This is a genomic window from Streptomyces sp. NPDC041970, from assembly GCF_055588985.1.
On record NZ_JBVJCD010000039.1, the window covers coordinates 37165 to 62378 of the forward strand.

16 protein-coding genes and 2 pseudogenes are annotated in these 25214 nt (G+C 74.6%); 10 read left to right on the forward strand and 8 right to left on the reverse strand.

Annotated features, from left to right (window positions below):
- Positions 1-51: 51 nt before the first annotated feature.
- Positions 52-2028, reverse strand: coding sequence for a heavy metal translocating P-type ATPase (locus ACZ6EJ_RS19525; protein ID WP_469268602.1), 1977 nt, complete (start codon positions 2026-2028; stop codon positions 52-54).
- A gap of 94 nt (positions 2029-2122) precedes the next feature.
- Here ACZ6EJ_RS19525 and ACZ6EJ_RS19530 point away from each other — a divergent pair, with 94 nt between their 5' ends.
- Positions 2123-2509, forward strand: a complete 387-nt coding sequence (locus tag ACZ6EJ_RS19530; RefSeq protein ID WP_469268604.1) for an ArsR/SmtB family transcription factor — start codon at positions 2123-2125, stop codon at positions 2507-2509.
- Between the two features lie 43 nt (positions 2510-2552).
- Here the strand turns inward: ACZ6EJ_RS19530 and ACZ6EJ_RS19535 are convergent, their stop codons facing one another.
- Together ACZ6EJ_RS19535 and ACZ6EJ_RS19540 are read right to left on the reverse strand one after the other, a co-directional pair.
- Positions 2553-2960, reverse strand: coding sequence for a four-helix bundle copper-binding protein (locus tag ACZ6EJ_RS19535; RefSeq protein ID WP_469268605.1), 408 nt, complete (start codon positions 2958-2960; stop codon positions 2553-2555).
- Positions 2961-3360: 400 nt separating this feature from the next.
- The gene (locus tag ACZ6EJ_RS19540; protein ID WP_469268607.1) at positions 3361-4206 is read right to left on the reverse strand and encodes an alpha/beta fold hydrolase; all 846 of its coding nucleotides are present in this window, start codon (positions 4204-4206) and stop codon (positions 3361-3363) included.
- 98 nt (positions 4207-4304) lie between these two features.
- On the opposite strand from ACZ6EJ_RS19540, the gene ACZ6EJ_RS19545 reads away from it, so the two are divergent.
- Positions 4305-5273: a LysR family transcriptional regulator gene (locus ACZ6EJ_RS19545; RefSeq protein WP_469268609.1), complete on the forward strand. Its 969-nt coding sequence runs from the start codon at positions 4305-4307 to the stop codon at positions 5271-5273.
- 244 nt (positions 5274-5517) lie between these two features.
- On the opposite strand, the gene ACZ6EJ_RS19550 is transcribed toward ACZ6EJ_RS19545, so the two are convergent.
- The 3 genes from ACZ6EJ_RS19550 to glgX form a co-directional block, all read right to left on the reverse strand.
- The gene (locus ACZ6EJ_RS19550; RefSeq protein WP_469268610.1) at positions 5518-7371 is read right to left on the reverse strand and encodes an ABC transporter ATP-binding protein; all 1854 of its coding nucleotides are present in this window, start codon (positions 7369-7371) and stop codon (positions 5518-5520) included.
- Positions 7368-9350, reverse strand: coding sequence for an ABC transporter ATP-binding protein (locus ACZ6EJ_RS19555; protein ID WP_469268611.1), 1983 nt, complete (start codon positions 9348-9350; stop codon positions 7368-7370). Before ACZ6EJ_RS19555 ends, ACZ6EJ_RS19550 begins: the two co-directional genes overlap by 4 nt.
- 82 nt (positions 9351-9432) lie before the next feature.
- Positions 9433-11670: a glycogen debranching protein GlgX gene (gene glgX, locus ACZ6EJ_RS19560; protein WP_469268613.1), complete on the reverse strand. Its 2238-nt coding sequence runs from the start codon at positions 11668-11670 to the stop codon at positions 9433-9435.
- Positions 11671-11822: 152 nt separating this feature from the next.
- On the opposite strand from glgX, the gene ACZ6EJ_RS19565 reads away from it, so the two are divergent.
- The 6 genes from ACZ6EJ_RS19565 to ACZ6EJ_RS19590 all read left to right on the forward strand — a co-directional run bounded on the left by ACZ6EJ_RS19565 (position 11823) and on the right by ACZ6EJ_RS19590 (position 17756).
- The gene (locus ACZ6EJ_RS19565; protein WP_469268614.1) at positions 11823-13064 is read left to right on the forward strand and encodes a L,D-transpeptidase; all 1242 of its coding nucleotides are present in this window, start codon (positions 11823-11825) and stop codon (positions 13062-13064) included.
- Positions 13065-13267: 203 nt separating this feature from the next.
- Positions 13268-14512: a L,D-transpeptidase gene (locus ACZ6EJ_RS19570; protein ID WP_469268616.1), complete on the forward strand. Its 1245-nt coding sequence runs from the start codon at positions 13268-13270 to the stop codon at positions 14510-14512.
- Positions 14513-14597: 85 nt separating this feature from the next.
- The gene (locus ACZ6EJ_RS19575; RefSeq protein ID WP_469268617.1) at positions 14598-15365 is read left to right on the forward strand and encodes an enoyl-CoA hydratase/isomerase family protein; all 768 of its coding nucleotides are present in this window, start codon (positions 14598-14600) and stop codon (positions 15363-15365) included.
- 380 nt (positions 15366-15745) lie between these two features.
- Complete coding sequence (locus ACZ6EJ_RS19580) at positions 15746-16261, forward strand: ATP-binding protein (protein WP_469268631.1); 516 nt, start codon at positions 15746-15748, stop codon at positions 16259-16261.
- A gap of 383 nt (positions 16262-16644) precedes the next feature.
- Complete coding sequence (locus ACZ6EJ_RS19585; protein ID WP_469268619.1) at positions 16645-17502, forward strand: polysaccharide deacetylase family protein; 858 nt, start codon at positions 16645-16647, stop codon at positions 17500-17502.
- Between the two features lie 38 nt (positions 17503-17540).
- A complete protein-coding gene (locus ACZ6EJ_RS19590) occupies positions 17541-17756 on the forward strand; it encodes an EF-hand domain-containing protein (protein WP_469268621.1) in 216 nt (71 codons plus the stop codon).
- Between the two features lie 353 nt (positions 17757-18109).
- Here the strand turns inward: ACZ6EJ_RS19590 and ACZ6EJ_RS19595 are convergent, their stop codons facing one another.
- Both ACZ6EJ_RS19595 and ACZ6EJ_RS19600 read right to left on the reverse strand, forming a co-directional pair.
- Entirely contained in the window at positions 18110-23293 is a 5184-nt protein-coding gene (locus tag ACZ6EJ_RS19595; protein WP_469268622.1) for a DNA-binding protein, read from the reverse strand.
- A 150-nt stretch (positions 23294-23443) separates the two neighbouring features.
- Positions 23444-24316 carry a DUF4132 domain-containing protein gene (locus ACZ6EJ_RS19600; protein WP_469268624.1) on the reverse strand — a complete coding sequence of 291 codons (873 nt, stop codon included), beginning with the start codon at positions 24314-24316 and terminating at the stop codon, positions 23444-23446.
- A 170-nt stretch (positions 24317-24486) separates the two neighbouring features.
- Here ACZ6EJ_RS19600 and ACZ6EJ_RS19605 point away from each other — a divergent pair.
- Both ACZ6EJ_RS19605 and ACZ6EJ_RS19610 read left to right on the forward strand, forming a co-directional pair.
- Positions 24487-24678: pseudogene (locus ACZ6EJ_RS19605) on the forward strand (IS21 family transposase); the annotation flags it as partial.
- Between the two features lie 123 nt (positions 24679-24801).
- Positions 24802-25214 (forward strand): annotated as a pseudogene (locus ACZ6EJ_RS19610) (hypothetical protein); the annotation flags it as partial.

The following is a 25214-nucleotide window of genomic DNA, read 5'->3' on the forward strand; positions in this document are numbered from 1 at the left end:
ACCCGGCCGCCGCGCCCCCGCGAACGCCCCGGACGCGCCGGACGCGCGCCCCTACGCGGGGTCCTCGCCGAACGGCCCCGGCCAGGCGCGCTCGCGCAGCAGGCGCAGGCCGTTGAGGCCGACGAGGACGGTGGAGCCCTCGTGGCCGGCGACGCCGAGCGGCAGCGGGAGCGTGCCGATCAGGTCCCAGGCCACCAGCGCGGTGATGAAGGCCCCGGCGATCGCCAGGTTCTGCACGACCAGGCGGCGGGCCGCGCGGGAGAGGGCCACGGCGGCGGGGAGGGTGGCGAGTTCGTCGCGTACGACCACGGCGTCGGCGGTCTCCAGGGCGAGGTCGGAGCCGGCCTCGCCCATCGCGACGCCGACGTGCGCGGCGGCCAGCGCGGGGGCGTCGTTGACGCCGTCGCCGACCACCAGCACCCGGCGGCCCTCCGCCTCCCACCGCCTGACCGCGGCCGCCTTGTCCTGCGGGAGCAGGCCGGCGCGGACGTCCGCGATGCCGACCTCGGCGGCCAGGCGGCGGGCGGCGCGCTCGTTGTCGCCCGTCAGCAGGACCGGCGTCCGGCCGGTCAGCCGGGTGAGCGCTGCCACCGTCGCCCTCGCGTCCGGGCGCGGGCGGTCGGCGAGGCCCAGCACGCCGACCGCCGTGCCGTCGCGCAGGACCAGGACCGCGGTGAGGCCCTCGTCCTCGAACGCCCGGACCGCGCCGCCGGCCTCCGGCCCGCCGGCGGGGGCGAGGCGGGCCGGGGAGCCGACCTGGACGGTGCGGCCGTCGACGGTGGCGGTGACGCCGGCGCCGGGGGAGGAGGCGAAGCCGGTCGCCCCGGCGAGGGCGAGGCCGCGTTCGCGGGCCGCCCGGACGACCGCGCGGCCGAGGGGGTGCTCGCTGGGGTGCTCGGCCGCCGCGGCGAGGGCCAGCAGCCCGTCCTCGTCGAGGCCCGACCCGGTCGTGGGCCGGATGCGGGTGACCCTCGGGGTCCCTTCGGTGAGGGTGCCGGTCTTGTCCAGGGCGACGGTGTCGACGCGGCCCAGGCGCTCCATGACGACGGCGGACTTCGCGAGGACGCCGTGCCGCCCGGCGTTGGCGATCGCGGACAGCAGCGGCGGCATGGTGGAGAGCACCACCGCGCACGGCGAGGCGACGATCATGAACGTCATCGCACGGAGCAGGGCGGGCTGGAGCGCGGAGCCGAAGGCGAGCGGGACCGCGAAGACGGCGAGGGTCGCCACCACCATGCCGAGGGAGTACCGCTGCTCGACCTTCTCGATGAACATCTGGGTGGGGGCCTTGGTCTCGGACGCCTCCTCGACCATCTTCACGATGCGGGCGATCACCGAGTCCGCCGGGTCGCGATCGACCCGCACCCGCAGGACGCCGGCGCCGTTCACCGTGCCGGCGAACACCTCGTCCCCGGGCCGCTTGGCCACCGGCAGCGGCTCGCCGGTGATGGTGGCCTGGTCGACGTCGCCGGCTCCGTCGAGCACCCGGCCGTCGGCGCCGATCCGCTCGCCGGGCCGCACCAGGACCGTGTCGCCGACGGCCAGGGAGCCGGCCGGCACGGTCTCCTCCCCGCCGTCCGGCCGGAGCCGGGCGGCGGTCGTCGGCGCGAGGTCGAGCAGGCCGCGCACCGAGTCCGCGGTCCGGGCGGTCGCGACCGCCTCCAGCGCGCCGGACGTGGCGAAGATGACGATCAGCAGTGCCCCGTCCAGGACCTGGCCGATGGCGGCGGCGCCGAGCGCGGCGACCACCATCAGCAGGTCCACGTCCAGGGTCCTCTCCCGCAGGGCCTTCAGGCCCTCCCGGCCGGGCTCCCAGCCGCCGGTGGCGTAGACCCCGGCGTACAGCGGAGCCCACAGCCAGGCCGGGGCGCCGAGCAGGTCCAGCGGGAGGGCGGTCAGGAACAGCGTCAGCGAGGCCAGCGCCCACCGGGCCCGTGGCAGCGCCAGGACCCGCGTACGCCGGCGCGGCGGCGCCGGACGCGGTCCGGCGGCGGAGGGCACGGGCCGCTGGTCCAGGACGGAAGGCATGACGGGACGACCCTTCGCGGGCGGACGGGAGGACGCGTCCCACCATACAGGAACAGATGAACAGGTCTTCATGTGTCGTGCGTATGATGTCCGTATGGGCCACGGATCGGACACTGCCGGCAGCGCGACCATCCGCGAACGTCTCGACGCGGTCGGCACCGCCGACGTCGCCGCCACCCTCCAGGCCCTCGCCACCCCGTCGCGGCTGTACATCCTGGCCCGCCTCCGCGAGAGCCCCTGCTCGGTCGGCGACCTCGCCGACGCGGCCGGGATGGAGGCCTCCGCCTGTTCCCACCAGTTGCGCGTCCTGCGCAACCTCGGGCTGGTGACCGGGGAGCGCCACGGGCGCTCGATCGTCTACGCGCTCCACGACCACCACGTCGCCGAACTGCTGGACCAGGCCCTCCACCACGTGGAGCACCTGCGCCTGGGCATCCGCGACCTCCCGGCCGAACGGGCGGAGCCCGTGGCGGCCGAGTGACCGCCGGCCCTCGCCGCGCCGGTCGCGCGGGGACGACCGGCGCTCAGGCGAGTACGCGCAGGAGTTCGCCGCACGCCTGCTCGCAGGAGCGGCAGACGTCGGCGCAGACACGGCAGTGCGCGTGCCGGTCGGCGTGGGACGCGCACTCGTCGGCGCACGCCGCGCAGGCCCGCGCGCACGCCTGGACGAGCGCGCGGGTCACGTCGGGGTCGTAGCCGGTGCGGCGGGAGAGCACGGCGACGGTGGCGGCGCAGACGTCCGCGCAGTCCAGGTCGGTGCGGACGCACCGGGTGAGGTCGCCCACCATCGGCTCGGACAGGCAGGCGTCCGCGCACGCGGTGCACGCCTGCGCGCAGACCATGCACTCCTCGACGCAGCGGGCGAGCCGGTCGCGGTCGACGCCGCCGACGTCGGCCGGGTAGGTCGCGAGCATGTCCTTGACCACGGTCATCGCGGTCGCCTCCTCCGCGGCGGGAGCCGGCGCGCCCGGTGGCCGCGCCTGTTCGAGCCCCTCGGTCCAGCGTCCGACCGGCCCGCGGTGCGCGCAAACGCGCCCGGAGCGCCCCCGGCCGCCGCGTCGCGCGGCACCGCGAACGGGACCGGCCCCGGCGCGCCGGGGCCGCCCGTGCGCGACCGTACGGCGGCGGGGCCGGCCGCCGAGCCCGCGGTGAGGACGGCTGCCCGGCGGGGCGAGCGGGCGGGGCTGCGCCGGGGTGCGTCCGGCGAGGACCGGTCGTACGGCCGTACGGCCCGGCCCTGGCCCCCCCAACGTGGCGGCCCGAGTAGCGAGGGACGTCGGCCGGCCGCGCGGAAGGGGCGCTGCGCACCACCGCGGCACGGGCGGCCGCCGGTCACGGCAGCAGAGCCGCGGCGAGCTCGCGGGGCCGGGCGGCGAACGGGCTGTGGCTGCCCGGCAGGGTGCGCACGGTGAACGGGTTGTCGGGCATGGCCCGGTCGGCTTCCGCGATCATCAGGTCCTGCACGGCTGCCGTCAGCGCCCGGTCGTCCGCGCAGCGCAGGAAGGTCCGCGGGACGCGCCCCCACCGCCGCGGGGTCACGATGACCGGGGCGGTGGGGATGGCCAGCGGCAGATCGGGGCTCAGCGCCGAGCGCCAGCGGTCGAAGCGGCCCCGGGGGATGTCGTGGTAGTAGGCCTGCCGCAGCTCCTCGACGTAGGCGGGCTCCGGTGAGAGCGGGTTGATCCGAACGGCGCCCAGTGCGCCGGGGTCGCCGAAGCCGAGGTCCTGGCCTCGTGCCGCGGCGTTCTCGGGCGCTTCGAGATAGTCGAAGAAGTGCGGCCGCCCGACGGGCACGAAGGCCGAGAGGTAGACGATCTCGTCGACCAGTTCGGGCGCCCGCTCGACGGCCAGTGACGCGGGGCCGCCGCCGGCGCTGTGGGCGACGAGCACGACACGACGGTGGCGGCGGGTCCGGCGCAGCGTGTCGAGCACGGCGTCGGCGCAGTCGTCCATCGTCACGGTGGCGAGCGCGGACTTCTCGGTCGGCAGGCCCGGCTGCCCCGGCTGAAGGTATCCGCTGGGCAGCGGCGCGTCGAAGCCGTGCCCCGGCAGATCGACGGCCAGGCTCGCGGCGCCGAGCGCGGCGAGTGCGCGCTGCGTCGCCGCCCACTGCCAGGAGGCGTGCCAGGCCCCGTGCACGAAGACGAAGACGCTGTCCGTGGAGGAGGGTTCAGTCATGGCCGCATTCCACGCGACCCGGCCCCGAACATCCACCGAAAGATCTGACAAGCTGGCCGACGATACCTGTGAGATATGACGGGAAGGCTGACGCGGGCATGGAGGCGCGGCACCTGCGGTACGCACTGGCCCTCGCCGAGCACGAGCACTTCGGCCGGGCGGCCGGCGCCCTGGGCATCGCGCAGCCTCCGCTGTCCAAGCAGATCGCCGACCTCGAACGCGAGGTGGGCGCCCGCCTGTTCGACCGCACGCGCCAGGGGGTGTTCCCGACGGCCGCGGGCACGGCCTTCCTCTCCCGAGCGCGCAGGGCGCTCGACGAGATGAAGGCGGCCTCGGTCGACGCGGCCAGGGCGGCGCGCGGCGAGACGGGCCGGCTGCGCCTCGGGTTCATCGCCTCGGCGTTGCTGGCGCCTCTGCCGGACGTCCTCGGCCGGTTCGGCCGCGAACGGCCCGACGTGCGGCTGGAACTGCACGAGATGGCGACCAACCGCAGCACGGCCGCACTCCTCGCCGGCGAACTGGACGTGGCGATCGGCCTCGGCCCGCCACGGGGCGTCGGGGCCGAGCGGCTGGTATCGGTCCCGATCGGCCACGACCACCTGGTCGCGGTCGTGAGCAGCACGCACCCGTACGCGGGCCGGCCGTCGGTGGATGTGGACCGGCTGCGGCAACAGCCGCTGATCGTCGCACCGGGGGAGGACGAGCCCGCCGTCGTCACCGGGCTTCGGGCCCTGTTGGGCAGGGACTCCCCGGCGCTCGCCGGCGCGACCGTCGCGAGGGACGTCCACACCATCATCGGCCTCGCCGCCTGCGGGGTGGGCGTCGGCCTGGGACCCTCCCGCATGGCGACGGCCCCGCGACGGGGCACGTGGTTCTGCGAGGTGACCCCGCGCACGCCCCTGCCCGATCTGGTCCTGTCCTTCCGGGACCGGGACCGTTCCCCGGCCCTGCACGCCTTCCTCGACGTCATCCGCGCACACTGCCCCGAGGTGGGCGCCGCGCTCGACCACCGGCTCGACCCACCGGGACCACGAGAGGTGGGCGACCGCGACGCGGCCCCCGCCTGACCGCGTTTCGCCGCACGACGGCGGCGCTCCCGCCGCGACCGTCCATGACGCCGTATCACCCCACCGTGATCCACCCACGATGACGTCTCGCAGCCATCGCCCAGGCACTTCGCCGGGCGGGCGGCGGATCGTCGGCACGACCGACCGCCACGGAACGCCCCCGGCGCTCATGACGCGGGCGTACGCGCTCGGCGCTCGTCACCCCGCGGAAGGGCTCGCGGAACCGCGGCCCCCCACCCCGCCCTCAGACCAGGCTGTCCTTCCACGTCCGGTGCAGCCCCGCGAACCGGCCGTCGCCGCCGATCAGTTCGGCCGGTGCGCCGTCCTCCACGATCCGGCCGTGCTCCATCACCAGCACCCGGTCCGCGATCTCCACCGTCGACAGCCGGTGCGCGATCACCACCGCCGTACGGCCGTGCAGCACCGTGTCCATGGCCCGCTGCACCGCTCGCTCGCCGGGGACGTCCAGGGAGCTGGTCGCCTCGTCGAGGATGAGCACCGCCGGGTCCGCCAGCAGGGCGCGGGCGAAGGCCACCAACTGCCGCTGACCCGCCGAGATCCGGCCGCCGCGCTTGCGCACGTCGGTGTCGTACCCCTCGGGCAGGGAGGCGATGAAGTCGTGCGCGCCGATCGCCTTGGCGGCCTGCTCGACCTCCTCGCGGCAGGCGTCCGGGCGGCCGATCGCGATGTTCTCCGCGACCGTCCCGGAGAACAGGAACGCCTCCTGCGTCACCATCACCACGCCCCGGCGCAGCTCCGCCGTGTCCAGGTCCCGCAGGTCCACGCCGTCCAGCAGCACCCGGCCCTCGGTCGGGTCGTAGAACCGGGCCAGCAGTTTGGCCAGCGTCGACTTGCCCGCGCCCGTCGAGCCGACGACCGCCACCGTACGGCCCGCCGGGATGCGCAGGTCGAAGCGGGGCAGCACCTCGCCGCCCGTGCGGTAGGCGAAGCGCACCCCCTCGAACACGACCTCCCGGCCCGGCGTTCCGCCGGAGCGGGGCGGCAGCTCCTTCGGCTCGGCCGTCTCCGGGACGGTCGGCGTCTGCGCCAGCAGGCCGGCGATCTTCTCCAGCGACGCGGCCGCCGACTCGTAGGAGTTGAGGAACATGCCGAGCCGGTCGATCGGGTCGTACAGCCGCCGCACGTACAGCACGGCCGCCGCCAGCACGCCGAGCGCCAGCGTCCCCGACGCCACCCGGTACGCGCCGTACAGCACCATGCCGGCGACCGCCGTGTTGGCCACCAGCCGGGAGCCGACGACGTAGCGGGCCATCTCCAGCATCGCGTCGCCGTTCCGCCGCTCGTGGCGGGCGTTCAGCTCGGCGAACACCTCGTCGTTGGCCCGCTCCCGGCGGAAGGCCCGGACCGGGCGGATGCCGTTCATCGTCTCCGCGAACTTCACGATCACCGAGGCGATCGCCGTCGACCGGGCCCCGAACGCGACGGCCGCCCGCCGCCGGTACATCCGCACCAGCAGGTACAGCGGTACGAAGGAGAGCGCGGCGATCGCCCCGATCCCCAGGTCCAGCCAGAGCAGCACCAGCGAGATCGACACGAACGAGAGGACCACGCCGATCAGCTCCTGGAGCCCCTCGCTCAGCAGCTCCCGCAGCGACTCCACGTCCGACGTGGACCGCGAGATCAACCGGCCCGAGGTGTAGCGCTCGTGGAAGTCCACACTCAGCGCCTGCGCGTGGCGGAAGATCCGGCCGCGCAGGTCGAGCAGCACGTCCTGGTTGATCCGGGCGGCGGCCCGGATGAAGCCGTACTGGAGGAGGCCCGCGCCGGTGGAGCACAGGGCGTAGCCCACCGCCACCGCGATCAGCGGCCCGTGGTCGTGGTCCCGGAACGCCGGGACCGCGCTGTCGATCGCGTACGCCACCAGCAGCGGCCCCGCCTGCATCGCCGCCTGCTGCACCACCATCAGCAGGGCCGCCAGCGCGACCCGGCCGCGCATCGGGGCCAGCAGCGAGAGCAGCAGCGCGCGCGTCGCGCCGGGCGGCGCGGGCAGCGCGTCCCGGTCGAACGGGTCGCCGCCCGGTCCGGGCGCGGCCGGGTCGGCGGCGGGGGGCGCGGGGCCGTCGGCGGTCGTGGTCATCGGGTGCTGCTCTCCTCGGCGGGGACCTGCTGGGCGGGGGCGGGAGGGGCGGGCTTCGGCTCCTCGGGTCCGGTGGGCCGGGCTCCCTCGGGTCCGGCGGGCCGGGTCTCCTCGGGTCCGGTGGGCCGAAACCCCTCGGGACCTGCGGACCGGGCCTCTTCGGGACCTGCGGCCCCGGCCCCCTCGGGCGGGGCCGGGGCGCCGGGCGGGCCGCCCGGTTCCGCGCCCGACATCAGCCAGGCGTACTCCGCGTTGCCGCGCAGCAGCTCCTGATGGGTGCCGACCGCGGCGATCCGGCCCCCGGACAGCAGCGCCACCCGGTCCGCGAGCAGCACGGTCGAGGGGCGGTGCGCCACGACCAGGGCCGTCGTCCCCGCCAGGACCTGCCGCAGCGCCGCCTCCACCAGCGTCTCCGTGTGCACGTCCAGCGCGGAGAGCGGGTCGTCCAGCACGAGGAAGCGCGGATCGCCGACCACGGCACGGGCCAGCGCCAGGCGCTGGCGCTGGCCGCCGGACAGGCTCAGGCCCTGCTCCCCGACCTCGGTGTCCAGGCCCTGCGGCAGGTCGTGCACGAAGTCGGCCTGCGCCACCGCGAGGGCCCGGCGCACCTGTTCCTCGTCCGCGTCCACCGCGCCCATCCGGACGTTCTCGCGGACCGTCGTGGAGAACAGCGTGGGCTCCTCGAAGGCCACCGACACCAGCTCCCGCAGTCGGGAGCGCTCCATCGCGGCGATGTCCTCGCCGTCCAGGGTGATCCGCCCGCAGGTCACCTCGTGCAGCCGGGGCACCAGCGCGGTGAGCGTCGTCTTGCCCGACCCGGTGCCGCCCACCAGGGCCATCGTCTCGCCCGGCCGCACGTGCAGGTCGACGCGGGCCAGGACCGGCGCGGAGTCCGGGTCCGCGTCCGGGTAGCGGAACGCCACGCCCTCGAACACCATCCCGTCGGCGGTGGCGGGCGCGTCCGCGCGGACCACCGGGGCCGCGGGCTCCTCCGCCTCGTCCATCACCTCGAAGTAGCGGTCGGTCGCGGTCGCGGCCTCCTGGCTGATCGCCAGCAGGAAGCCGATCGACTCCACCGGCCAGCGCAGCGCCAGCGCCGTGGAGAGGAAGGCGACCAGCGTGCCCGCCGACAGCGCGCCGTCGGCCACCTGGACGGCGCCGAGGACCAGCGCCGCGCCGATCGCCAGCTCGGGGACGGCGGTGATGAGCGCCCAGATCCCCGCGAGCAGCCGGGCCTTGCCCAGCTCCGTGGTGCGCAGCCGCCGCGACAGCTCCCTGAAGGCGTGCGCCTGGCTGCGGTGGCGGCCGAACCCCTTGATGACGCGGATGCCGAGGACGCTCTCCTCGACGACCGTGGTGAGGTCGCCCACCTGGTCCTGGGCCCGGCGCGCGACCAGCGAGTACCGCGTCTCGAACAGCGAGCACAGGACCATCAGCGGCAGCGCGGGCGCCAGCAGCACCAGCCCGAGCGTCCAGTCCTGGGCGAACAGCAGGACGAACCCGACGAGGATCGTCGTCGCGTTGACGAACAGGAAGGTCAGCGGGAACGCCAGGAACAGCCGCAGCAGCATCAGGTCCGTGGTCCCGCGCGACAGCAACTGGCCGGACGCCCACCGGTCGTGGAACGCGACCGGCAGCCGCTGGAGCCGGTGGTGGAGGGCGGCCCGCATCGACGCCTCGACCCCCGCCAGCGGACGCGCCACCAGCCAGCGCCGGAACCCGAACAGCAGGGCCTCCGCGACGCCGAGCAGCAGCAGGAGCAGCGCCCCCCGCCAGACCCCGGCCGGATCGCGGTCGGCGACGGGGCCGTCCACCATCCACTTCAGCACCAGCGGGATCACCAGCCCCAGGCAGGACGCCAGGACCGCCACGAAGGCGGCGCTGAACAGGCGTACCCGTACCGGGCGGACATAGGGCCACAGGCGCAGGAGGGAGCGCACGGCGGACCGGTCCGTGTGCTCAGCAGGCTTCTCGGGCATCAGGGCCGACCCTACGTTTCGCCGCGGGCGTCAGGCCCGCGATTTTCGCCGCGCGCCCCCTCCCCGGCCGTCCGGCCCCCGCTCACGCCACGACGCGCAGGAGCTGGACCGAACGGGCGGGCACGGCCAGCTCCGCGCCGCCCTCGCACCCCGTGCCGGGGGCCTCCGCCTGGTCCTCCCGCGCGGTGTCCAGGACCAGTTCGTAGCGGGCGGCCCACGGGGCTCCGGGCAGGGTGAAGCCGGTCGGCTCCGCGCCCGCGTGCAGCACCGCCAGGAAGCTGTCGCCGATGACCGGCTCGCCGCGGGCGTCCCGCCCCGGGATGTCCCGCCCCGAGAGGTACAGGCCGAGCGTGGCGGTCGGCGCGTACCAGTCCGCCTCCGTCATCTCCCGGCCCTCGCGGGTGAACCACGCCAGGTCCCGCAGCCCGTCCGGGGCCTGGGCCCGGCCGGTGAAGAAGGCCCGGCGGCGCAGCACCGGATGGGCGCGCCGCAGCCGCAGCAGCCGGGCCGTCAGCGCGGTCAGCTCCCGCCACTCGGGTCGCGCGAGCAGCGACCAGTCCAGCCAGCCGGTCTCGTTGTCCTGGCAGTAGGCGTTGTTGTTGCCGCCCTGCGTACGGCCCATCTCGTCGCCCGCCACCAGCATCGGCACCCCGGTGGAGAGGAGGAGGGTGGCCAGCAGGTTGCGGAGCTGGCGGCGGCGCAGCGCGTCCACCCGCGGGTCGCCGCTCTCGCCCTCCGCCCCGCAGTTCCACGCCCGGTTGTCGTCGGTCCCGTCCCGGCCGCCCTCGCCGTTGGCCTCGTTGTGCTTGCGCTCGTAGCTGACCAGGTCGCGCAGGGTGAAGCCGTCGTGCGCGGTGACGAAGTTGACCGAGGCGTACGGGCGGCGGCCGCCCCAGGCGTACAGGTCGCTGGAGCCGGTCAGCCGGTAGCCGAGGTCCCGTACGTCGGGGAGCGCGCCGCGCCAGAAGTCGCGCACGGCGTCGCGGTAGCGGTCGTTCCACTCGGCCCACAGGGGCGGGAACGCCCCGACCCGGTAGCCGCCGTCGCCGACGTCCCACGGCTCGGCGATGAGCTTGACCCTCCGGAGCACCGGGTCCTGGGCGATCACCGCGAGGAACGGGGAGAGCATGTCCACGTCGTGCATCGAGCGGGCCAGCGCCGCCGCCAGGTCGAAGCGGAAGCCGTCGACGCCCATCTCGGTGACCCAGTAGCGCAGCGAGTCGGTGATGAGCCGCAGCACATGGGGCTGGACGACGTTCAGGGTGTTGCCGCAGCCGGTGTAGTCGGCGTAGCGGCGGGGGTCGTCCTGGAGGCGGTAGTGGCCCCGGTTGTCGATGCCGCGCAGGGAGAGCGTCGGGCCCAGCTCGCCGGCCTCCGCCGTGTGGTTGTAGACGACGTCGAGGATCACCTCGATCCCGGCGGCGTGCAGCGCGCGGACCATCCGCTTGAACTCGCCGACCTGGCCGCCGGCCGTGCCGGAGGCGGAGTAGTCGGCGTGCGGGGCGAAGTACCCGATGGAGTTGTAGCCCCAGTAGTTGCGCAGGCCGCGCCGGAGCAGGTGGTCCTCGTGGGCGAACTGGTGCACCGGCAGCAGCTCCACCGCCGTCACCCCGAGCCGCGTCAGGTGCTCGATCGCGGCCGGGTGCCCGAGCCCGGCGTAGGTGCCGCGCAGCGCGGGCGGGACGTCCGGGTGGAGCCGGGTGAAGCCGCGCACGTGGAGTTCGTAGATGACCGAGTCCGCCCACGGCGTCTTGGGACGGCGGTCATCCGCCCAGTCGTCGTCGTCATGGACGACGACGCCCTTGGGCACGAAGGGCGCGGAGTCCCGCTCGTCGCGCACGGTGTCGGCGACGTGCTGCTGGGGCCAGTCCCGGACGTGCCCGTAGACCTCGGGCGGCAGGGTGAACGTTCCGTCGACCGCGCGGGCGTACGGGTCCAGGAGCAGCTTGGCCGCGTTCCAGCGGGCCCCCGTCCACGGGTCCCAGCGGCCGTGCACCCGGTAGCCGTAGCGGTGGCCGGGCCGCACGCCGGGCACGAAACCATGCCAGATCTCGTGGGTCAGCTCGGTCAGCGGGCAGCGGGTCTCCGCGCCCCGCTCGTCGAACAGGCACACCTCGACCGCCTCGGCCCCGCCCGCCCACAGCGCGAAGTTGGTCCCCTCCACCCCGTCGGGGCCCGCCCGGAAGCGCGCCCCCAGCGGCGTCGGGGCTCCGGGCCACACGGCGGGGGCCCCGGCCCGCGCGCGGGGGCCCCGCTCCCCGGCGGCCGCCGGCCGATCCGCCGGGTCCTGTACCGCCTCCTGCTCGGCTGCGCTCGACACGTGTCGCCTCCCGCGGCTCATGAGGACGGACGCCGAGGGAGGGGCGCGCGGCGTCCCGGCCGCGGCCGCCGGGCGGTCCTCTCCCTCTGTTCTGCCCACCGGGCGGCCCGCACTCACGTTTCCCCCGAGCGGGCCGGGTCGTTGGGGGGAGCGTGAACCAGACAGCGAAGAGAGCACGGGCCCGCACGGCCGCCGTGCCGACATGGGCAGGACTGCTGACCGTGCTGGCCCTCCTGGCGGGCTGCGCCGACGTCCGGGAGGCCGTCCTCAACGGCAAGCCGCACGGCCCGCACGACACGATCCGCGTCTTCCCCGAGGACAGGGCCGAGGGCGTCGACGAGAACACCCGGATCGCGGTGGAGGTCGACGACGGGCGGCTGGAGAGCGTGGAGGTGACGCGGGTCGAGGACGCGCAGCGGGAGACGGTGGAGGGCCGCATCGCACCGGACGGCCGGTCCTGGGGCCCGGCGCCGGGCGCGGGCCGGCTGGCCCTCGCCGCGAAGTACAGCGTCGACGCGGTGGCCGTGGACGGCGAGGGCCGCCGCTCGGCCCGGCACGCCACGTTCACCACGGTCGTCCCCGAGCACCGCTTCATCGGCTACTTCAAGCCGGAGAACCGCTCCACGGTCGGCACCGGCATGATCGTCTCCTTCTCCTTCAACCGCCCGGTCGTCCACCGGGCGGCGGTGGAGAAGGCCATCCGGGTGACGGCCGATCCGGTGGTGGAGGTGGTCGGCCACTGGTTCGGCAAGGACCGGCTCGACTTCCGGCCCCGGACGTACTGGAAGCCGGGCACCGAGGTCACCGTCGACATCGGGCTGCGCGACGTGGAGGGGGCTCCGGGGGTGTACGGCAGCCAGGACAGGACGGTCGTCTTCACGGTCGGCCGCTCCCAGGTCTCCCTGGTCGACGCGGCGGCGCACACCATGGAGGTGCGCCGCGACGGCGAGCTGGTCAGCACGGTCCCGATCACCGCGGGCGCCCCGAAGACGACCACGTACAACGGGAAGATGGTCGTCAGCGAGATGCACGAGGTGACCCGGATGAACGGGGCCACCGTCGGCTTCACGGACGAGAAGGGCAAGGGGGAGTACGACATCAAGGACGTGCCGCACGCGATCCGGCTCACCGAGTCCGGCACCTTCCTGCACGGCAACTACTGGGCCGACGAGGACGTCTTCGGCAGGGAGAACGTGAGCCACGGCTGCATCGGGCTGCGGGACGCGAAGGGCGGCGGCGGCTCCACGCACGGCGGCTGGTTCTTCGACCGCACCCTGATCGGCGACGTCGTCGAGGTGGTCAACTCCAAGGACCGGAAGGTCGCGCCGGACAACGGGCTCAGTGGCTGGAACCTCGGCTGGAAGAAGTGGAAGGCCGGCTCCGCGCTGCGCTGACGCCCCGCTCCCCGGCCGGCCCCGGCCCGCCCCGCACCCCTCGCCACCTGCACGCCTCCCGGAACGAGTTGGGACGGAACGGTGACACTCCGGAGGCAGTCTCCCCCGGCTGCGATGTGATTATCTTGCGGTCGGCGTGCGTATGCAGCGCGCGGGGGTGCAGGCCATGGCGGGGCCAGGCCGTGCGAGGGGAGACGACCACAGTGAACGGGCAGCCGATAGCGGGGACATCGGCCGGGGCGAGCGGGAAGCGCGGCGTACCGGGGCTTCTGGCCCTGGTCATGGGGGCACTGCTGCTGCTGGTGACGGCGTGCGGCGGCGGGAGCGCGGGCGCGGACGACAAGGGCCGGTCCGGCGGCGGGAAGAAGGCCGGGGACACCAGCGCCTCGCAGGCGGTGGTGACCGTCGCGCCCGCCGACGGCGCGGAGTCGGTGGCGACCAGCGGCGCGCTGAGGATCAGCGCCGCGAAGGGCAAGCTGACCACCGTGAAGGTGGCCGACCCCGAGGGCAACGCGGTCGAGGGGACGATCGCGGCGGACGGCGCGAGCTGGACGCCCCAGCGGCACCTCGCCGCCGCCACCAAGTACGCGGTGCACGCGGTCGCCGAGGACTCCGAGGGGCGCGAGTCGGCGAAGGACACCACCTTCACCACGCTGGTGCCCAAGAACACCTTCATCGGGCAGTACACCCCGGAGGACGGCTCCACCGTGGGGGTCGGGATGCCGGTCTCCATCCACTTCACCCGCGGCATCACCGATCCGGCCGCGGTGGAGCGGGCGATCCGGGTCACGGCCGTGCCGGCCGTCGAGATCGAGGGCCACTGGTTCGGCAACGACCGCCTCGACTTCCGCCCGGAGAAGTACTGGACGCCGGGCACCCGCGTGACCGTCGACCTGGATCTCGACGGGGTCCAGGGGCGGCCGGGCGTCTACGGCGAGCAGGACAAGAAGATCACGTTCACCATCGGCCGCAGCCAGGTCTCCACCGTGGACGCCGCCGCCCACCGCATGACGGTCGTCCGCGACGGCAAGCAGATCAAGGACATCCCGATCTCGGCGGGGGCCCCGGCGACGACCACGTACAACGGGCAGATGGTCATCAGCGAGAAGCTCAAGGTGACCCGGATGAACGGCGACACCGTCGGCTTCGGCGGCGAGTACGACATCAAGGACGTGCCGCACGCCATGCGGCTCTCCACCTCGGGCACCTTCCTGCACGGCAACTACTGGGGCGCGCCCTCGATCTTCGGGCGGACCAACACCAGCCACGGCTGCGTCGGCCTGCGGGACGTGCGCGGCGGCTACGACGGCTCGACCCCGGCGGCCTGGTTCTACGACCGGTCGATCATCGGCGACGTGGTCATCGTGAAGAACTCGCGGGACAAGACGATCCAGCCGGACAACGGCCTCAACGGCTGGAACATGGACTGGGAGGAGTGGAAGAAGTAGCTCTTCCCCCGACCGCGGGGGCGGGCCCGGCGCTGTGACCAACGGCACCGGGCCCGCCCCCGTTAGCCGTGGTTAACCTCTCCCCATGACCGTAACCCTCGAAGTACACGACGGCGTCGGCACGATCCGGCTGGACCGGCCGCCCATGAACGCCCTGGACGTCGCGGTCCAGGACCGGCTGCGGGAGCTGGCCGAGGAGGCGACCCGGCGCGCCGACGTCCGCGCCGTGGTCCTCTACGGCGGGGAGAAGGTGTTCGCGGCGGGCGCGGACATCAAGGAGATGCAGGCGATGGACCACACGGCGATGGTCCTGCGGTCCAGGGGCCTCCAGGACGCCTTCACCGCCGTCGCCCGCATCCCCAAGCCCGTCGTCGCCGCCGTCACCGGATACGCGCTGGGCGGCGGCTGCGAGCTGGCGCTCTGCGCCGACTTCCGGATCGCGGCGGAGGACGCCCGGCTCGGCCAGCCGGAGATCCTCCTCGGGCTCATTCCGGGGGCGGGCGGCACCCAGCGCCTCGCCCGGCTGATCGGCCCGTCCAGGGCCAAGGACCTCATCTTCACCGGCCGCATGGTCAAGGCGCAGGAGGCCCTGACGCTCGGCCTGGTGGACCGGGTGGTCCCGGCGGCCGAGGTCTACGAGCAGGCGCACGCCTGGGCCGCCCGGCTGGCGAAGGGGCCGGCGCTGGCGCTGCGCGCGGCCAAGGAGGCGGTGGACGCGGGACTGGAGACGGACCTCGACACCGGGCTGGCCATCGAGCGGACCTGGTTCGCCGGCCTGTTCGCCACCGAGGACCGCGAGCGCGGGATGCGCAGCTTCGTCGAGGAGGGGCCGGGCAAGGCCACGTTCCTCTGATCCGCGCCGCGGGCCGGGCGCCGGGGCCCGGCCCGGTGGCCGGGACGCCCGTACGGGGGCCGATCACCGGTCCGGTCCGGCGGTCCGGTCCGGTCCGAACCGGCGGTCCGTAGTCGGGTCGGGCGGGCCCGTAGTCGGAACGGGCGGCCCCGCGCGCGGAGTTCATCCGTGCGAGCGGATTATCCGGACCTTAAGGAAGCCTTAAGGTCCGCGGCCGCCTTCGCCGCTCCCGGAGTCGCCGCCTGAAGCGTCGGCGCAGGTCAGCAGTGGTCCGCACGGCACCGACATGCCGGAAGCATATGCCGAGAGCCTTCTGCGGAACGGGGCGTTCCGGGGGGCGTGTTCCCCCGGAACGGTCCCGGCGGCAGGTCCGTGCGGCCATCATGGTGGGCATGGCGGGCCTGGAGGGTGTGGAGCAGCCGCGACCGCGCAGCAGCGCGACGGCGGCACGGTGGACGTCGACCATGGATGACGAACAGGCGTTCAAGGCGCTGGAGTTGTTCGGAAATCCGACCGAGGGGGAGGTCCGGCTGCCGTCGCAGCCGGAGTCGGCGGCGACGGCCCGCCGCATCACCTCCTGCGTCGTGCTCCACCAGTGGGCGCTCTCCCCGCAGATCGCCGAGTACGCCGTGCTCCTCGTCTCCGAGCTGGTCGGCAACGCGGTGCGCCACACCGGGGCCCGCGTCTTCGGGTTACGCATGGTGCGTCGCCGGGGCTGGATCCGCGTCGAGGTGCGCGACCCCTCGCGCGGGCTGCCGTGCCTGATGCCGGTGCGCGAGATGGACGTCAGCGGGCGGGGCCTCTTCCTCGTCGACAAGCTCTCCGACCGGTGGGGCGTGGACCTGCTGCCGCGCGGCAAGACCACCTGGTTCGAGATGCGCACCTCCGACCGCTGACGCCGGACCGTCGGCGCGGGACGCACAGAAGCCCCCGGTCGGCCGTGGTGCGGCTCGCTGCGGGGGCTTCTGTGGGAGGCCGCGGAATGGGGGGTGTGTCCGCGGCCGCTGGTGACGACCTGGGCTCGGGTCGAAGGAGGTCGTGGCTCCGACTATGACAGACAGGCGACCCCGGCTCCAAAGCGTCATTCCGCTGTATTTGCGGATTAATCGGACCATGGTGAAGTGAATCCTTGGTGTGCTCGATCACTCGCCTGGCTTTCCATGCATCTTTATGGCATGGCTCGAATGATTCATAGATCATCCGCCGAACTGCTCAATCACCGCATTCCGCCTGTTCCGCCTCTAGGGTGTGCCCGGTGGAGAGGTCGGGTGATCGGGGCATGGACGGACGCGGAGCGCCGATGGGCCGCCGCGCGGCGCTGGGCGCCGGAGCGCTGGCGGCCGCCGCTCTCGCCGCCGGATGCGCCCGCGACGGCGGCGCGGGCCCGGCCGCCGCGCCGCCCGCCCCGGCCCGCGCCCCGGACCCCGGCGGCGCGGCGCCCGGCCCGCGCCGCTTCCCCGGACTCCCCGCGCAGATCGTCCACGGCCCCCGCGACCGGCCCCGTGTCGCGCTCACCTTCGACGGCCGGGGCGACGCCGACCTCGCCCGCGCCGCGCTCGCCCGGATCGAACGCGCCGGGGCCCGCGTCACGGTCCTCGCCGTCGGCAGTTGGCTCGCCGACCACCCCGGCATGGCCCGCCGCATCCTCGACGGCGGCCACGAGATCGGCAACCACACCGAACACCACCTCGACCTCGCGGCCCTGGGCGAGCGCGCGGCGTACGAGGAGATCGCCGCCTGCGCCCGCCGCCTCCGCCGCCTCACCGGGTCCGTCGGCGCGTGGTTCCGCCCCTCCTTTGCCCCGTACGCCACCCCGCTCGTCGAGCGCCTCGCCCGGCGGGCCGGCTACCCCCACGTCCTGGCCTGCGACGTGCGGTCGCTGGACCACGCGGCCACCGGCGTCGCCGCCGTCACCCGGAAGGTCGCCGGGGAGCTGCGCAACGGCTCGATCGTCGAACTGAGCCTCGGCCGCCCGGTCACCGCCGCCGCCCTGCCGCTGCTCCTCGCCGAGATCGGCCGCCGGGGGCTGCGCGCGGTGACGGCCACGGAGTTGGTGAGCCGGGTCGACGGGCCACCGCGCCGACCTGCCGGGCCCCCCGCCCCGGCCGCCGCCGACCTCACTCGAACAGCCCGATAATCTGACCCCGACATTCGGCATCACGAAGGGGCGGAACAGTGGCGGACATCGAGTCGGCGCGTACGGCGTTCGAGCGGTTCGACAAGGACGGCGACGGGCTGATCACGGCGAACGAGTACAAGAGCGCGATGGCCCAACTGGGCGACCCGTTCGTCACCGAGACGGTGGCGCAGGCGATCATCAACGCGCACGACGCCAACGGTGACGGCCTGCTGACGTTCGACGAGTTCTGGGCCGCGCAGAACAAGGCCTGACCGTACGGCCGCTCCCCGGTCCCGCGCCGACCGGGACCGGGGAGCCGCCGACACCTCCGCCGGAGCCCGTTCCGTACGCCTCCCGGAGGGCCCGCACGGCGTGCCGCGCCTTCGCCCACCCGCGAGGACCGGGCCGAGACGTCCTCCCGGCCCCCGGCCGCGCCCGCCGCGAACAGGCGGCGCCGGGCGCGGTCGTGCCGGTCCCGGCGATCCCCGCGTCTTCCGCACCGGCTGGGACAGCCCGGTCGGCGTCATGGCGGGCGGCCACCCGCGTGGGCGGCCCGCAAACCGGTCCGCGCCCGGTCGTGTTCCGGTGCGGCCGGACCGCGGACGGCCCGGCCGCGTTCTGCCCGTCAGCGGTGGCGCTTGCGCGGTCGCGGCGCCTCGACCTTCTCGAAGCGGGGGCCGTCCCCGTCCACGACGCGCTGCCAGGCGCGCCGGTAGAGGTCGGCGGCGGGCTCCGTGGGGACGACGACGCCGAGAGGCGCGTTCTCGCCGTCGAGGAGGGGGTGGAGCGGCAGCTTCCACCGTTCGAGCGGGGTGTACGGCTTGGGGAGGGAGACCCATTCCCCCGGCAGGAACAGGGTGCGGCCTGCGCGGGTGCGTTGGCCTTCCACCACGAGGCCGGTCGCCGCGAGCCGGTCGCGGGCGGCGCGGAGCCGGGCCGTACCGCCTCGCCGCTTCGGCCAGCCGGTCCAGAGGGCGGTGTTGCGGTCGGTCGGGTCGGGCATGGCGAGCACCATCAGGTAGAGGACGGCGGCGTCCTCGTCGATGCCGTACTTCTCGGCCACCTCGGCGACGAGGGCGGGGGCGGAATGACCGGGGTGCTGGGGCCACCACCGGCCGTCCTCGTCGCGTGCGCCGGCCCCCGGTTCTCCGGGATCGGCGAGCAGCGCCGCGAACCGCTCGTCGCCGAGCAGGCGGAGCGCGGTCTCCTCCGCTCCCCGGGGGCCGCTGCCGAAGAGGGCCTCCAGGAGCGGTTCGCCCTCGTCCCCGCCGGACACCACCGAGCGGAAGGACGCGTGCGGGTTGCGGACCTCCTTGCCCACGACGACCGGGCCGTAGCGCACGGCGTGCTCGCCGACGTCCACGGGCTCCCCGAGCAGCCGCCGCAGCTTCTCCGTATCGGCGTCGCTGACCTCCAGCGCGATCATCACCTCGGGATCGGCCACGCGGTCGCGTACCGCTGCCAGGGCTCCGGCGAGAGCCGTACGCACCGGATCACCGACGGGGAGCCGGTGGGCCAGACAGGCCGTCAGGGCCACCGTCCCCTTCAGCACCCCGATGTCCACGGCGGGCGTCCCCTGCAAGGCGCCGATGCCGTAGCACTCCTCATCGATCACAGCGCTGTGGAACCGCGGGTCGGTGTCGGCGTGGAGGAACGCGGGCACCGCGTCGTAGGGCCGCCACCAGCTCTCGCCCAGGGTCTCGGCCGCCAACCGGAGCGGCTCCTCGGGGACGGGAGTGCGTCGGCCGACCATGCGGTTCCAGACCTCCGCGGCCGCGACCGCGTCGGGGCCGTCCGTCCACAGCCGGGTCGGGTCGGTGGGCAGGAGCGCGTCCAGGACGGCCCGCCGGACGTCGGGGGCGGCCAGGGACCGCAGCAGGTCCTTGGCCAGGCGTACGTTGGCAGGCTGCACGCCGATGGTCTTGAGCGTCTCGGCGGGCATGGCCCGGTCGTCGTCGATACGCGGCATCCCGGCGACCAGGAGCCGGGCCATGGTCGGGGTGGCCCCGGTGAGCCGCGCGAAGGTCTCGGCGGCCTCGGGGAACCAGGGGGCGGGGCCGCGTTCGGCGAGTTCGGCGAGGAGCGCGGCGCCCCAGCCGGGAGCGCGCTTCGGATCCGGCACGAACGGGCCGTCGGCCACCGGCAGGTAAGGGGTGGGCGTCTCGAACCGGCCCGCCGGATCATGGTGGAGAGCTCTCCGGGACTGCGACCGGCCCGAGGGGAGAGCCCACTGCGGGGCGTGCTCCCACGCCCTGCAGAAGAGGAGGAAGGCGCCGTCGCCCACGACGCGGACGGTCGGCGGGAACTCGGCAGCGTACAGCTCGCGGGGGTCTGTGAGCAGGGCCGTGTCCGCTTCCAACAGGACGACGCGCCAGTGCGCGGGATTCAGTTCCGAGAGCCCTCGGGCGGTCGCTTCGGCGAAGTACGCGTGCTGCGCCGCGCGGTCGACGTCCGGAGTGGCCGGGGAAGCGGCCCGCAGGGCGAGCGGGGCCGCCATCGAGGGCAGGTCGCGCCAGTTCAGGACGTCGATCGGGTCCAGGGACGCCGGCCTGCCGTCCTGCTCGGTCCCGATGGGCGTCCGGATCAGGTCGCCGATCAACCCCAGGGCCTTGAAGAGGTCGTGTTCGTATGAGCTGAGGTGACGGCCGGCGACCAGGTCGAGGCCGCCCACCGCCCTGGCGAGGGTCTCGTCGTCGGGAGGCTCGGGCAGGTCGCCCCGGGGGGCCGCGCCCACCGACTCCGCCCGCAGGCCGTTCGGCTCCGGTGCGCCTGGTCCGGAAGCGGCCGTCCGCGGTCCGCCCGTCTCCGGCGCACCCGCCCGCGCGGCGTTCTCCGGCGGGTCGCATTCCGGACCGCCGCCCCCCTCGCCACGACCCTCCTCCCGGACGTCCTCCTCCCGCGCGTTCTCCTTCGCGCCCCCGGCGGCGAGGACGGCGGCGTCCAAACGGGCGCGCGCCGCGTTCAGGACGCTCTGGTACTCGGCTGCGTACCGCACCATTCCGGCGATGCCCGTGCGCAGCGCGTGGTGGCCCACCTCCGGCAGCAGCGTGCTGATCAGGTCGACCAGCCGGCTCGGGCCGCCCGCGCCGGACGCCTCGTCCCCGGCGTCCTCCTGCCGCTCGGCGACGGCGGCGGCCAGCAGTTCCGCCACGGTCTCCTCGCCGATCCGGCGGAGCGCCGCGGAGCCCTGGGGGTCGCGGGGCCGTAGCAGGTGCCAGAAGTTCAGGGGTGGCAGAAGCCGGGTTCCGGCGGCGAAGCCGGCGGCAGTGCCCTCTCCTCGCGGAACCAGGGCCACCACGCGGCCGTCGCCCTCGCCGTCGAGCACCTTGATGGTGCCGTACTCAGAGGTCACCGCCAGCAAGCGGCCGGTTCCGGGGAACTCCAGCACATGCCGGGGAGGTTCCGCCCCCTTGGGCAGGACGACGGCGCGTCCGGCGAGGTCCTCGGCCCGCATGGAGCCGTCCGGCAGTTCCAGCACGCGCCAGCCGATCAGGCCGTCCACCGGCGCGCACAGCGGCCCCGGTCCGGCGGAGAAGGCCGGCAGCAACCGGGCCGCCAGCAACCGGCTCCCCGGCGGGGCGGCGCGCAGGCCCTCGCCGAACCAGTCCGGCATACCGGTCTCGCCCACCGTGTCGGTGACCGGATCGTACGTGTACCACCGGGGCTCCCGGTGCGGATGGTCCCCGTCCCGCGCCAGTACCCAGAACGACGTCCCGTCACTGAGCAGCTGCCGCTCGTGCGGGAAGGCGGCATCTCCCGGACGCACCACGCCACCCCCGGTGGCCCGTCCTCCGCCGGGCAGCGGCAGGGTGCACACCCCTGTGCCCTCGTCGCTCCAACGGATCCCGCTCATGCGGGGGATCGGGTACCCGGAGGGGGCCGGCTCCGGGGCACTGCGCGGCCAGTGGACGTACGCGCCGGACCCGTCCACCGGCTGCCAGTACACGCCCAGTTCACCGTCGACGTAGTGGCACTCGACGTGGGCGAGGGGGGGCGTCCCGGCCGGGACCTCCAGCGTGTGGGCGAGTACGGCGCCTTCTCCGCCGATCACCCTGATCTGCCTGTTCGCCCGGAGGACGAGGTGGGGCCAGGCGTCGGCGACCTTGATCTCCTCCGCCGGGTCCGGCGCGTCCAGCGCCGCGACCGCCTCGTCCCAGGCGGGCCAGCCCAGTTCGTCGAGTATTCCGGACCGCAGGGCGCGGGTGAGGGCGGGGGCGAGACCGGGGGCCAGGGCGGCCCGTACCTCCGCCTCGGCGACGGCCAGGATCTCTCCCGACAGCTCCCGCAGTCTGTACAGAGGGGTGGAGTACCGCGAGGAGAAGGCGCTCAACTCGGCGGGAAGGTACGCGCGGGCCGTATGCGCCACCCAGTCGGCGAGCATCGGCCGCCCGCCGGGGGACGCGGCCAGCAAGGTGTGTTCCCTGCCGCCCACATACCGGTCGCAGCCCCTTCGGAAGGCCGGGCGGAAGCGGGCGTCGGCCCGCAGGGCGAGGAGATCGCTCCGGTCGTCCTCCTGCGCCCACGCGTCCAACTGGATCTGCTCACAACAGCATCTCGGGCCGGACAGCGCTATGCCCAGGGCCAGGAGCCGGTCGAGGAGGGCGGCGTCCATGGGCGCGGGGAGCGAGGCGTCGGCGGCGGCCAGTTCGGTGCGCAGGACGTCGGCCATCCGGTCGAAGAGCGGGTACAGATCGCGGGGCGGCACGGCCTCCAGCAGCCTGCTCGCCCAGCCGGCGGTGCCGTCGGGAGGGCGTACGTCCGCGGGGAGCGCGGGGTCGAACAGCCCGGCGAGAGCGCCGGTCTCCTCCAGCAACTCCGCCCAGTACGTGAGCTCGTGAGGCTCCCAGCCCGCGGGCATCATGCCCAGCAGGACGCCGCGGAAGGCGGGCTCCCGCCGGGTGAGTTCCAGCAGCGCCTTCGTGTTCGCCTTCCACCAGCTCGTGGGGGCCTTGGCCGTGCCCGGCTGCACCAGCATCTGCCGCAGATGGTCGACCTCCACGTCGAACGCGCCCTTGCCCGCGGCCGCCTTCGCCAGCCTGCGCAGATCGCCCACGGCGGGGCCCGAGGGGGCCAATCCGTGTGCCGCGAGCCGTACGAAGAGTCCGCGCACGTGCCGCAGCGCCCTGCCGGGCGTCAGCCGGGAGCGGGACGACAGCCCCTTCGCGTAGCTGGAGAGCATGGCCGGCTGCACGGCGTCGGCCAGGGAGAACTCGAGGAAGACCGTGTCCATGCGCTCCTCGTCGAACGGCAGCCCGTGCGCGGTCTCCGCCCTGCGCGCGTGGGAGAACATCATGGAGGCGTACGACTTCTCGTCGGCGTCCAGGAACACCCGGCCCGCCTGCTCGTAGAAGGTGGGGAGCACGTGCGGTACGGCGCCCGCGAGTTCCCGGCCGATCTCCTCGAAGGACGCGCGCGCCCGCTTCGGCCTGGACTTCGCCGTCCGCGAGATCTTCTCCATGCGTTCGAGGACGGACATGGCGAGGTGGCCGTCCTCGGGGTGGTGGACGAGAACCCATTCCGGGAAGCCCAGCGCCCGCGGCTGCCCCACCCCGACCTCCACCGGCTCGCCCTCGGCCCGCAGGCCGAGGAATCCCGTACCGGGGTCGTCGCCCGGTTCCACGGATACCAGACGGACGACGACCTGGTCGTCGGCGAGCGCGGGATGCCGGTAGGTCTGGGCGACCACGGGGACGGCCCGGGCGCCGCCTCTGGCGGCGCCCGGCGGCAGGACCGCGCCGGCCCGCAGCAGTTCCTCCACGTCCTCCGTCGTGCCGCCCCCCGCGAGGGTCTCCGTCTTCGTGCTGTCCATGGTGTCGGCGCCTTCTTCCGTGGCTGTGCCGGGGCGTGCGAGGAGCTGTGTGTCCCCGGGGCCCGCCCCGTCGGTGCTGGTCTCGTCCTGTGCGGCGGGCAGGGTCGTCATCGGGGCGCCCGTCCGCTCGCCCCCGGCGTCGCGCGCCGTTCAGCCGGCGGGGTGGCCCGCGGTCACCGTGCGTCCGGCGTGCAGGGCGGCGGCCATGCGCATTCCCTCGGACCAGGCGACGGGGCCGACGTCGGTGAGTGGCAGCGGGGAGCCGTGGGGGGTGCTCCAGACCACTTCGCCGACCGTCGCCCCGTCGGCGTTGTCGTAGGCGTTGCCGATGCGGACCGCCGCGGTGAGGGTCCGTCCCGATTCCTGGACGCGGACGGTGGCGTGGTCGCCGCCGACCTTGTGGCCGAGGGCGGTGGCCCGACCTGCCAGGCGGTACCAGGACTCGTAGTACGCGCCGGCGAACGTCGCGGCCTCGTCCGCGAGGGCGTCGGCCGCCTCCGGCTTGCGCCAGGTGGACCGGTGGAGCTGCTCGACCCCTTGGGAGACACCGAACTCGGCTGCGTGGGACCGCAGTTCCTCCAACTGCGGAAGGAGGACCGGGTGCGGCAGGGTCACCGTGGGGGACGAGATGGGAAGGGTGTCACCGCCGGTCGTCACCACGAGCGGCAGCCCGCCGGCGTCCCCGGTCCTCTCGACGCCCCGCAGGAATCCGGTCTCCTCGGGGACCCCGCCGACCACGACGAGATCGCGCAGCGCGCTGCGCCATGCCTCGTCGGGCCATACCTGCGCCAGCAGGGCGGTGGGCACGGGCAGCGAGGACACCATCCAGGTCTCCACCTGCTTCACGCACCCGGCCGCGTGCCACTCCATCCACTCGGCGAACCGCTGGAGTCCGAGCACCGCCGGATCGTCCCGTATCTCTTCGGGCGGGCTGCTCGGCCCCTGGCCCGCGGCGGACCTCGCCACCACCCGCCCCTCCCTGAGCGCGATCTCGTACGTGTCACCCGCGGCCAGCCAACCCATGTGCGTCTCCGCCTTTCCCTGTCCCCGAATTCGGCACAACGCCCCCCGGGGCGCCGCTCGCCTGCGACGATGCCCGAAGACTAGTCACGGGCGCTGACATCACCGCCTCGTCGAAGTCCGGCGGTGCGGTCACATCGGTGCGTTCCGGGCGGTGCGGCAGCCGCACGCCCGGGCGGGGCCTCCGTCTCCGGGAGCCGTTGAGGCGGGTGGCCTTCCGCTCGCACTACGGCTTCGACGCCTTCTCCTGCCGTCCCGGCATCGAGGGCGCCCATGAGAAGGGCGGGGTCGAGCACGAGGGAGGCCGCTTCCGCCGTTCGCACCTGGTCCCGGTTCCCGAGGTCGGCACGCTCGCGGAGCTGGATGTCGGCGTGCTCCTCCGAGCGTTCCGCCACGTACAGGCAGACGTGGACCGCTTGCTGGTCGGGCGTGGTGGTTGGCCGTGGGCAGTGCCGGGGGCCTCTCCGTGGGCTGTCATGATCCCGGCCATGGACGAGACCACCAAGGTTCCGAGGCGGGAGTTCGACGCGGAGGAGGGGAGCTTCCCGCTGCGGCTGCGTGGGGATCTGGAGGGGGTCCGGGCGGCTTTCGCCCGCCTGGGACGGGCGGTGCGGGCCGCGTGCGAGCGATCCCGCTCCGACGAGAAGCTCGATCGATGGCGTGCTGAGGGGTTCTACGAGGTCGCGACCTGGGTTCCGTCGTGGACGTCGCACGCGAACTTCCCCGAGCCGGCGCCCGATTCCCACTTCGCCGACCGCATGTCGAGGGCGCCCCGCGGGGCCGCCCGTGCCCGGTGGGGGGGCACCGAGGGGGGGGCCCAACCGACCCTCCTTCACCGTCGGGGAGGGGGCGGAAAGAGGAATCCGGGGAGAAAGGGGGAGGACCTACACGGGGGGCGGGG

Bases quoted from the DNA above. Each gene is read 5' to 3' on its own strand.
- ACZ6EJ_RS19585 (WP_469268619.1), top strand. From the start codon at position 16,645: ATGGACGGACGCGGAGCGCCGATGGGCCGCCGCGCGGCGCTGGGCGCC.
- ACZ6EJ_RS19545 (WP_469268609.1), top strand. From the start codon at position 4,305: ATGGAGGCGCGGCACCTGCGGTACGCACTGGCCCTCGCCGAGCACGAG.
- ACZ6EJ_RS19530 (WP_469268604.1), top strand. From the start codon at position 2,123: ATGGGCCACGGATCGGACACTGCCGGCAGCGCGACCATCCGCGAACGT.
- ACZ6EJ_RS19595 (WP_469268622.1), bottom strand. From the start codon at position 23,293: ATGGACAGCACGAAGACGGAGACCCTCGCGGGGGGCGGCACGACGGAG.
- ACZ6EJ_RS19575 (WP_469268617.1), top strand. From the start codon at position 14,598: ATGACCGTAACCCTCGAAGTACACGACGGCGTCGGCACGATCCGGCTG.
- ACZ6EJ_RS19525 (WP_469268602.1), bottom strand. From the start codon at position 2,028: ATGCCTTCCGTCCTGGACCAGCGGCCCGTGCCCTCCGCCGCCGGACCG.
- ACZ6EJ_RS19540 (WP_469268607.1), bottom strand. From the start codon at position 4,206: ATGACTGAACCCTCCTCCACGGACAGCGTCTTCGTCTTCGTGCACGGG.
- ACZ6EJ_RS19535 (WP_469268605.1), bottom strand. From the start codon at position 2,960: ATGACCGTGGTCAAGGACATGCTCGCGACCTACCCGGCCGACGTCGGC.
- ACZ6EJ_RS19555 (WP_469268611.1), bottom strand. From the start codon at position 9,350: ATGCCCGAGAAGCCTGCTGAGCACACGGACCGGTCCGCCGTGCGCTCC.
- ACZ6EJ_RS19600 (WP_469268624.1), bottom strand. From the start codon at position 24,316: ATGGGTTGGCTGGCCGCGGGTGACACGTACGAGATCGCGCTCAGGGAG.
- ACZ6EJ_RS19550 (WP_469268610.1), bottom strand. From the start codon at position 7,371: ATGACCACGACCGCCGACGGCCCCGCGCCCCCCGCCGCCGACCCGGCC.